Genomic DNA, 10,727 nt, shown 5'->3' on the forward strand with positions numbered 1-10,727 from the left:
CCGAGATCGGCGCGGGATCGGTGAGAAAATGATCTCCGAAAAACCGGGATCAACGAAAAAGGATATTTTAATTGCTGCTGGAATTTTTCTTCTGGCACTGGCCGTGAGGTTTATTTACCTCCTGGAGATCTCAAAAGGACCCCTCTTCGACACTCCGGTCATAGATTCAGCCACATATCTTGATATAGCGAGGAATATAGTATCGACGCATTCCCTCGACCCCAGGCTCTTCTGGCAATCGTTCTTTTATCCGTTGTATCTCGCCATGACAATATCGGTTTTCGACGATCAGGCGGTAGCGGCAAGGATCATTCAGCTTTCGGCGGGAGCAGTCTCAGCGGTACTGATCTATTTTATCGGGAAAAAACTCTTTGACAGGAAGACAGCGATACTTGCCGCTGTAATGATAGCGATCTGCGGAACTATGTTCTTTTTTGAAGGAGAGCTTCTAGCGACAGGGTGGGCGTCATTTATTTCTGTGGTCCTCATGATGCTGATGATCGAGACGCTCGACAGGGATAATTTGTCGCTGTTTATCTTTTCAGGCCTGGCCGCCGGTATCGCGATAGCGATACGCGCGACTTTTCTTCCCTTCATTCTGGTGACGTATATCTATTTTGCCTTAAGGGTGAAAGATGGCAGGGGAGGAGTGGGAAGATCATTTATCCGCTATACAATCATGCTGGCGGCTTTTATAATAGTCCTCACCGGTATCGCTTTCGTCTCCAGAAATATTACAGGCCATTTCAGCCCGATGCCCCGATCAGGATCGATCAATCTTTACATAGGGAACAATCCAGACACTGACAGCACTATGATGATACGGCCCGGCTATCCATGGCGAAAACTGACGAGAGAACCGCTTGTCCAAGGCTTTACCGGCGATTCAGGACACCGGAAATATTTCATGGATCGTTACAGGGAATATATCGTGACTGATCCCGCCGGGTTTTTAAAGGGGATCGCTAATAAAAGCGTTCAGTTTCTGAGTTCCAGGGAATTACCGAGAAATATAGATATCTACACCGGACGGAAGTACTCCAGGTTGCTTTCGATAGCAGTATGGAAGATAGGAGAATTCGGATTCCCTTTTGGATTGATTCTTCCTTTCGCTCTTATGGGCCTGTTTTATAACAGGGAAAAGATCCCCGGCCCCGTGATGATATTTCTCATAGTCTATCCACTCACAATAATAGCCGTTTTCGTAGCGTCAAGATACCGGATCGTGATGATGCCGGTAATAACGCTCATGAGCGCCGCGGGAATCACGCATTTCGCGGCAAGAGTAAAAAACCGCGAATGGAAAGAAACAGGAATAGATATGGGAGTCATAATACTGCTCATCCTTCTTTTTACCCTTCCCGGACCTTTCGTTTCAGAGGCATATGACTATGAAGCCGAGTTGTATGCTTCGGCGGGATACGAGCAGAGCAAAGCAGGTAAGGCTGCCGAGGCGGAAGAAAATGTGAGGAAGTCACTGCTCCTTTCTCCCGGTTATATATCCGGACACAGGATACTTGGCAATATTCTGCTGCAGAAAGGTGAGTTCGGGCAGGCGGAAGAGCAATTCCGGATCGTTTTAAGGGATGATCCAGGATCCTGTATGGTAGAATATTACCTCGCTCTTGCTCTATGGAGGCAGGGCAGAAACGATGAAGCCCGGGTCCTGATCGATTCGTCCAGGAAAGGCGCGATGAGGGAGAGGGAGGGAGAACTGTTGACGCAGATAGAAGCTGCAAGTAAAACGCTCTCCCGGGAGGAAAGCGCAAAGTAGAGTTGTAGCGAAGAACTTGACTGGCCGGACAGACTGGAATATCATTCGACAGGAACACCCCTGCTGATTTGAACGATGAAGGATTTTCAGGAGAGACAAGTTGAAGACCCGATCGATACTAAATAAAATCGCAGTCATCGTCATCGCCCTGATCCCACTGATCTTTCCAGCATGTACAGGCGAGCCGTTCACTCCGGGAAAGATCGAGGATGAATCCGCGTGGTATATCCAGAGCCCCGCGGTACGTAACAATGGCCTGAGGGATATTATCTTTATTGACGAAAATGAGGGAGTGGCGATCGGGACGGGAGGACTGATCCTTATCTCAAATGACGGTGGAAACACCTGGGGCGGGGTCGGCAGCGGCACCTTGAGCAACCTATACGGTATAGATATGAGAAACTCCGGATCGGGGCTGGTCGTAGGCGATTCCGGCAGGCTTCTCAGTTCTTTGGACGGAGGACTCGCCTGGAAAAAGGAATCTATCGATCAGCGTAACAACCTCAATAAGGTATCAATGACTTCTGATTCGACGGCGGTAGCTGTTGGATCATCGGGGATCATTCTCGGACTTGATTACTCCGGCAGCGAGTGGTCCGCGCGGGAAGTGACTGTTCCAAATCAGTTCAACTCGGTATTTTTCGCTTCGCCGGACACGGGATACGCGGCCGGATCATCGGGAACGATATTCAGGACATATAACGGCGGGATCGACTGGGTGAGGTTATCATGCGGCGAGGATATCCACATAAACAGTATTTATTTCTTCGATGGGGAGAATGGTATTGCCGCGTGCGATGAGGGCGCTGTATTCAGGACTTCCGACATGGGAGAATCATGGACAAAGACGCAGCTGCTGACATCGATAGACTATAATTCTGTATATTTCATCGATCCATCCACCGGTTTCATGGCCGGTTCCGGAGGTAATATAGTCAAGACATCCGACGGCGGCGAGTCGTGGTCTCCGCTGACAAGCGGCACGAACGAGGACCTGACGGGGATATTCTTCGCCGACGAACTGAGCGGTGTGGCGACAGGAATGAGCAGCACGATCCTTTTTACTTCTGACGGAGGGTCGAACTGGGACGATAAGGAGCCTTCCGGGATCACTTCCGATTATTACCGCTCTTTTATCGATGAATCGGGCATGGTGTGGGTCGTCGGATCTGGCGGTACGATCCTTTCGACGAGAGATGGTGGAACGATATGGGACCAGGCATCTTCCGGCGTTACGAAGACACTTTACGGATATTCAGTGATCGACGAGGCAAAAGCTGTCGTGTGCGGCGCGGGAGGAATAATTCTATATACTGAAAACAGCGGGCTGAACTGGGAGGTCGTAGATTCAGGAACCGACAATACGCTATTTGATATCTTCGCCTCCGGCTCGAATCTTACCGCGGTGGGGATGGAAGGTACGATAATCATCTCGGCTTCCGACGCTTCTTCATGGAGCGAAAAGACAGGATCTGTCATTCCATATCTTACCGATCTGTATTTCCATGATTCTCTCAATGGCGTGGCCGTCGGATATTATGGAACCGTCCTTAGAACGATAGACGGTGGAGAGACATGGTCGTTTATAGAGAGCGTGACTGAGAGCGCCCTCTTCGCGATCGATTTCTGTGATCTTCTTAACGGAACGGCCGTTGGGGACAATGGAACGATCCTTGATACCGACGACGGAGGGAAAACGTGGGAATCACAGGCAAGCGGAACCGGAATGCGACTTGCCGGAGTAGACCGGTTAGATATTGCGACGTCCCTTGCAGTCGGAACAGATGGCCTTGTGGTCAGAACGGTTAACGGTGGGATCTCCTGGGTATCAGAGACCAGCGGAACGGGGGAAGGCCTCTACGCGGTACTGATGATCGATTCGCAGAGAAATATCATCATGGGCGACAGGGGGACGATCCTCGAAAGCGATGATGGAGGAGATACGTGGAGCAGTATCAGCACGGGAATATTCACTTCGCTCAATTCAGTCTGGATGATAAGCGCCAGCAAAGTAATCGCCGTAGGGGAAAATGGAGCGATCGCGAAAACGGTCGACTCCGGTGTCCATTGGAATCCAGTATCGACAGACACAGAGATGGGGTTGTCGGGGATATGTTTTACCGATGACGAAAAAGGTTATATAGTCGGTGAAGGAGGGATAATACTCGAGTCGACTGATGGCGGGGTCACCTGGGACGAGGTGACAGGGCCTGTCGCGACAGAACTGAAGAGCATTTCCTTCTTCGACCTGTTAAACGGTATGGCGGCAGGTTCAGGAGGCACGATCATCCATACATCGGATTCCGGGCTGAACTGGTCGGACAGATCGACGGGGTCAGGATCAAACCTCAATTGCATATTGATGACTGCTGATTCCTCCGCCCTGGCTGTGGGAAATGGTGGCGTGATTATATTCACAGATGATGCCGGACAGAACTGGGTGGAAAGGAATTCTCCGACTGTACTGGATCTTTCATCGGTCGCTTTCTCCGGTCCTTCCACAGGGTTCGCCGTAGGGGCGGAAGGGATAATTCTCGGAAGCACCGACGGGGGAGCGACATGGAGTCCCGTAGTGTCAGGAACATCGACTGATCTTGACGCTGTATTTTATCTCGGAGATGATAATTGGATCGCGGCCGGCAAGAGAGGCGTGATCATAAAATCGGTCGATGGCGGAGCAAGCTGGGCCAGATCGACGCCGGTCACCGCGGCAGACCTCAGGGCGTTGTTCTTCACTGATGCGAATACCGGAACTGCCGTTGGAGAGGGCGGAACGATATTAAGGACTCTCACCGGCGGATAAAAAAACACAGGGAGAAACCGGTCTCTCCCTGCGCGTTACGAGCGGATATACCCCTGTTAACGGATCATTCATTAAAAATGCTTTTGATCTTTCCCCATGTATCATCATCTGTCCCATGGACAGACGTTATTGAAAGATAGATATCGACGACATCGATGACCTGGTTTCCGGGCAGAAAGTACGGTGAACCGGAATTCGGCCAGGGATCGTAAATGAGATACATATCGTCCTCGCACTCCGCCGTATCAAGATCGTCATAACCGGCGATTATCTTGCAATGACCGGAGTCGTATATTATCTCCTCCGGCAGTGTCGTCTGATCCTGCGGCCATGATCCCATATCGATCCAGAGGATCGGTATATCGGTATTGATGCACCATATGACATCCGAACATGTAAGAAGAGGATTCGTCGTCAACTGGGGGCCGAACTGGAAAGGTACTATGCCGACAGCATAAGTAAAGGCATTCTGGATCTCCGGTGGTTTCATAGCTGTTCCGGCATACATACCGAGCGCATGGGTCTCCAGGATACCGTTACCCATTATCTCTCCGCCGAGAACCTTTGAATTGTCATAGATATCATCCTGGTTGATAAACGGGGCTCCACGGCCAGTGAAGAGAGCGTACATCGCGCAGCTCGCCGGAGCGCAGTAAGTACCGCAATGCATGCAGACAAGAGCGTGATTAGGAGCATGAGGCGCGGCACTCGCGCCCGGTATACAAATCATGTTTGTATCCTTATGCTGCCAAAGCTGTGTGATTGCAAGGGTTTTCTGAGTGGCAAATGACTCAGTAGATACTGATGATACAAGGATGATGGCAGAAAGGAAAATTATCAGTTTCCGCATGTAGAGTCCACCTCCCGCGTAAAGAAATAATCCGTTATGACATAAGATTTGTATGGGGCCAGCGGGTATATATCCGACCGCCGGACGATATTAGCATAATCTATCCGGCGAGTCAAGGTTTTGGATGGATATTTTTTGGGGGTTTAAATGGTATGGGGTTTTTCTTATCCTTGAATTATATCACTATTTCCCTTTATTCTTCGGTCCTGTGGCTATTCATTTTGCTTGTTTTAACCAGGGATGCTGCCGCATGGACCGGATCATCATTAAAAACGCCGGTGAACACAACCTCAGATCGGTAGATCTCGAGATCCCGCGCGACTCACTGGTAGTTGTCACGGGAGTATCCGGTAGCGGAAAATCGTCGCTCGCATTCGACACTATATGCCGCGAGGCTCAGAGGCGGTATCTCAGGACTCTTTCTTCATACGCAAGAATGTACATCGGTAAGCTCGGAATGCCTGATTTCGAAATAATGACGGGTCTTTCACCATCGATCTCGATAGACCAGAAGACGGTCGTAAGGAATCCCCGATCGACGGTCGGGACAATCTCGGGGTTGAGCGATCACCTGAGGCTCCTCTTTTCGAGGCTGGGAGACTGCGAGCCCGGAACCAGCTCCAGTCTTTTCTCCTTCAATTCGGAAAAAGGCGCCTGTCCCGAGTGCAAGGGTCTTGGCGTGGAGGACAGGATAGTGCCAGAACTCCTCATCTCGGACGATACGAAGACGATCCGCGAGGGTGCGCTCGTGCTGACTACTCCGAACGGGTATCTTGTCTATTCGCAGGTGACCCTCGATGTGCTAGACGAAGTCTGCCGGGCGCATGGCTTCAATATAGATATTCCATGGAAAGAACTGACCGCCGAACAGGTAAATGTCGTATTGAACGGTTCGGAAAGAATAAAGATACCGTTCGGAAAGCATCCGCTGGAATCGAGGCTGAAGTGGAACGGCCTCACGGCGAGACCCCGCGAAGAAGGATATTACAAGGGGATCCTTCCTGTGATGGAGGATATTCTCAGGCGCGACAGGAACAGGAATATCCTGAGGTTTGCCCGCTCAATAAAGTGCGACAGATGCGGTGGCCGGCGCCTGGGCAGGGAGGCTCTGGGAGTTACCTGCCTGGGGATGAACATCGCTGAGATGTCAGAGATGACAGTCGACCGGCTGCATGAATTTTTCTCCCTGATCGATCTCTCTGAAAAGGACAGTCCGGTGGGTGGACCTATCGCGCGGCAGATAATCGAACGAACCGGCCTTCTCCGAGATCTGGGACTCGGCTACCTGACATGCGACCGAGAGTCGACTACCCTGTCAGGTGGAGAGGCGCAGAGGATCCGGCTGGCGGGACTTGCCGGAGGGGGGCTGCAGGGGCTCCTCTACGTACTGGATGAGCCGTCGATCGGCCTGCATCCGAGTGATAACAAGAAGATGCTCTCGATACTGAAAAAGCTCAGGGACAGGGGGAACACGGTCTTGGTCGTCGAACACGACGAGGAGACTATGTATAGCGCGGACTACCTTGTCGATATCGGTCCGAAGGCGGGAGTCCTTGGCGGAAAGATCCTCTACGCGGGGCCACCGTCCGATATGGAAAGCGCCGACCCGGCAAGTGAGACAATGGCGTATCTGCTGGGAAAAAAGAAGATCAAAGCGCCTGATGTTTACCGCGAAGGCAGCGGTGAGATCAGGATAGGCGGAGCGCGGGGTTTCAATCTCAGGGATATCGATGTCATTTTCAGGACCGGCGCTTTCAACGTCGTCACGGGAGTCTCCGGCGCCGGCAAATCAACGCTGGTCAACAGGACGCTCTCGGCAATCCTAAAGGGCGAGGCTGAAAAAGGGGGAGAGCTCTGCCGAAGTTTAGAAGGGATTGATCTGATCGATTCGGTAATAGAGATCGACCAGGCGCCTATCGGGAGGACTCCGCGCAGCAATCCGGCCACCTATACGAAACTATTCGACCTGATCAGAGATCTTTTCGCGGGCTGCCGGGTCTCCAGGGATCGCGGGTATGACAAGGGAAGGTTTTCGTTCAATGTCGAAGGCGGAAGATGCGAGGCCTGCCAGGGAGCGGGCGTGCAGCAGATCGGGATGCATTTCCTGGAGAATATCTCTGTTATATGCGAAGAGTGCGATGGGAAGAGGTTTGACGGCAGCACCCTCGAAGTCCTGTACAGAGGGGTCAACATCCATGACGTCCTGGAGATGCCGGTAGAAGAAGCGGCAAATTTTTTCAGTGACGACAAGAGGATAATGCGTCATCTCGGCGCGCTCCTTGATGTAGGCCTCGGATACATCACGCTGGGGCAGCCGTCGACAACCCTCTCGGGAGGGGAAGCGCAGAGGGTAAAACTCGCGTCACGGCTCGCGAGGCCATCATCCGGCAAGACACTGTATATACTCAACGAACCGACCACCTCTCTTCACACTGCCGATATAGCTATCCTGCTGCGGGCGATAAGAAGTCTGGTGGAGGCTGGAAATACCGTCGTTGCTATCGAGCATAATCTTGACTTCATCAGGTCCGCTGACTGGATGATAGATCTAGGCCCGGGAAGCGGTGAAGAAGGCGGAGGTCTTGTATTCATGGGAAGACCTGGTGAAGCGGTTCTGGCAGAAGAGTCGCTTACCGGCATGGCTTTAAGAGACGCGGCCCGGGATACCTTGGCGATGTCGATGGATATCGAAAGGGAAGAATCGGCAGGTCCGAAAAAGCAGATAGAGCTTCGCGGCGTGACAACGCATAACCTCAGGTCGGTCGACGTCGATATTCCCCATGGAAAAATAACTGTCATAACAGGCGTATCCGGCAGCGGTAAATCGTCGCTGGCCTTCGACACTCTCTACGCGCAAAGCAGGATGTTGTATTTCGGATCCCTTTCTACCCAGGCGAGAAGATATATGAAGAAAATTCCACTTCCGCCGGTCGAACAGACTGCGGGATTGAACGCCGCGATCGCTATCGGCCAGAATAGAAGCATCGACAACCCCCGTTCGATAATAGCGACGGTCACAGAGATATACGATCATTACAGGCTGCTTTTTTCCAGAGCCGGTATGGTCGGAGACCGCGCGACCGACTTTTCGGCAAGGATCTTTTCATTCAATCATCACCAGGGGGCCTGCCCGCAGTGCAGGGGACTCGGCGTGAAGACTGTCTGCAGCGCTGAAGCCCTCGTGTCACATCCACACCTTTCGCTGCTCAACGGAGCGATGGATGGAAGCAGGACGGGAGGGTTCTATGGTGAGCGTGGTGGCCAGTACCTTGCGATACTTGTGGCTGTAGGGGAGAAAAAGAGGATAGATTATTCCGTTCCCTACGACGAGCTTTCTTCTGAGGCGCGCCAGCTGGCGATGCATGGCGCGGGGGATGAATTCTTCAGCGCCGTATGGAGGTTCAACCGGAAAGGGCGCGAGGGAGAGCATCGATGGGAGGTAAGATGGCCGGGATTCTGCGGCCATGTCGAAAGGGAATACGAGCGGGTACATGCCGATAAGAGGGGCGAGAAGATGCTTCCGCTGATGGAGGATGTCACCTGCCCCGCCTGCTCGGGGGCGAGGTTATCGCCTGAGGTCCTGCGCGTTATCTTTGCCGGAAAAAACATCTCAAGCCTCTGCGCGATGACGGTCGACGAGACACTTCAGTTTCTAAGCTATATAGATGAAGACCAAAAAAATTCCGGTCTCACTGAAAGGCAAATCATTGTCACCGAAGCTCTCAGAAGAGAGATCGCCGGCAGGCTCGAGCCGATAAGACAGATGGGGCTGGGGTACCTGAGGCTGGACAGAAGGACGTCGACCCTTTCCGGAGGCGAGTTGCAGAGAGTGCTGCTGGCCGCTCAGCTCGGTAGCAGACTCTGCTCTGTCACCTATGTCCTGGATGAACCAACGGTGGGACTGCACGAGCGTGATACGGAAAAACTCATCGACATCATGAAACGGCTGCGCGACGAGGGAAATACTGTAATAGTCGTTGAGCATGACGAAAAGGTCATACGAGCCGCCGATCATATCATAGACATGGGACCTGGCGCCGGGACGTCTGGTGGCAGGGTGGTCGCCGAGGGCAACATCGATTCGATCGAATCAGATCCTTCGTCTCTCACCGGCATGTATCTCTCCGGATGGAAACGGATCGGCAGGGCTGATAGAAAATGGCAACAGTGTGACGGTCTTGAAATCAGGGGTGCCGAGGCGAACAACCTCAAGAATCTCGATCTGACGATACCGGCAGGCGGGATAACAGCTGTCACAGGGGTCTCGGGAAGCGGAAAATCGAGCCTTGTCTTCGATGTCATCGCATCTTCCTTTGAACGGAAGAAGCCGGCAGGTTGCAGGGAAATCGTAGGATTTGAACGGTTCGCGGGCGTCATCAGCATCGACCAGGGACCGATCGGAAGTTCTTCGCTGAGCAATCCCGCCACGTACTGCGGCATCTTCGACAGGATCAGGGAACTCTTTGCCTGCGAAAAGATCTCGAAAGAGCGCAAATACGCGAAGGCGCGGTTCTCATTCAATTCAAAGGGCGGGCGATGCGAACACTGCAGGGGAATGGGGACGAAAAAGGTGGAGATGGGATTTCTCGCTGATGTCCACGTTCCCTGCGAAGAATGTGGAGGCCGGCGCTATAATGAGGAGACTCTCGCGATCAAGCACAGGGGCAGGAATATCTTCGAGACCCTGAATATGACGATCGATGAGGCGAAAGAACTTTTCATCGATGACAGGATGTTGTCCGCCGCGCTCGATATCCTTTCATCGGTCGGGCTGGGTTATCTCCAACTTGGTCAGAGGTCGGACACACTGTCGGGAGGCGAGTCCCAGAGGCTGAAACTGGCTGCAGAACTAATAAAGTCGCAAATGAAAAAAAGATCGGCCGGCGGATTATCTGAAAGTGCCGGGAAGAACCTGTATATCCTCGACGAACCGACGACCGGACTGCACTTTCAGGATATCGAAAGACTCATCGGAATATTCGACGGACTCGCTGCCGACGGCCACACAATACTTGTCGTTGAACATAATCTCGAAGTCATAGCGAACGCCGACTGGATAATTGACCTGGGACCTGAAGGGGGCGACGAGGGAGGCGGTATTGTGGCTTGTGGCGCCATGGATGCTATCATGGCATCTGCTTCTTCGTACACGGGGCAGGCACTGAGGGAGCGGGGCAGGCACAAAACCAAACAGGATCCCTATCCCACATGATAAAAACGGATCAACCGATCCGTCTAACTCATTGATAATAATGGTGCCGGAGGAGGGAATCGAACCCTCATGGTACCAAGTACCGGGG

The 10,727-nt window shown here is 52.4% G+C and carries 4 protein-coding genes; 3 read left to right on the plus strand and 1 reads right to left on the minus strand.

What is annotated here, in order from left to right; translation table 11 throughout:
* The first annotated feature begins 28 nt into the window (after positions 1-28).
* Complete coding sequence (locus JW814_08990) at positions 29-1,774, plus strand: glycosyltransferase family 39 protein (GenBank protein ID MBN2071576.1); 1,746 nt, start codon at positions 29-31, stop codon at positions 1,772-1,774.
* 100 nt (positions 1,775-1,874) lie between these two features.
* Positions 1,875-4,577 (plus strand): hypothetical protein, encoded by a 2,703-nt coding sequence (locus JW814_08995; GenBank protein MBN2071577.1) that lies wholly within the window; start codon positions 1,875-1,877, stop codon positions 4,575-4,577.
* 64 nt (positions 4,578-4,641) lie between these two features.
* Here JW814_08995 and JW814_09000 read toward each other — a convergent pair whose 3' ends face one another.
* The gene (locus JW814_09000; GenBank protein ID MBN2071578.1) at positions 4,642-5,307 is read right to left on the minus strand and encodes a C39 family peptidase; all 666 of its coding nucleotides are present in this window, start codon (positions 5,305-5,307) and stop codon (positions 4,642-4,644) included.
* A gap of 370 nt (positions 5,308-5,677) precedes the next feature.
* Here JW814_09000 and uvrA point away from each other — a divergent pair, with 370 nt between their 5' ends.
* The gene (gene uvrA / locus JW814_09005; protein MBN2071579.1) at positions 5,678-10,639 is read left to right on the plus strand and encodes an excinuclease ABC subunit UvrA; all 4,962 of its coding nucleotides are present in this window, start codon (positions 5,678-5,680) and stop codon (positions 10,637-10,639) included.
* Positions 10,640-10,727: the final 88 nt, after the last annotated feature.

This window comes from Candidatus Krumholzibacteriota bacterium (assembly GCA_016932415.1).
Taxonomy (GTDB): Bacteria; Krumholzibacteriota; Krumholzibacteriia; order Krumholzibacteriales; family Krumholzibacteriaceae; genus Krumholzibacterium.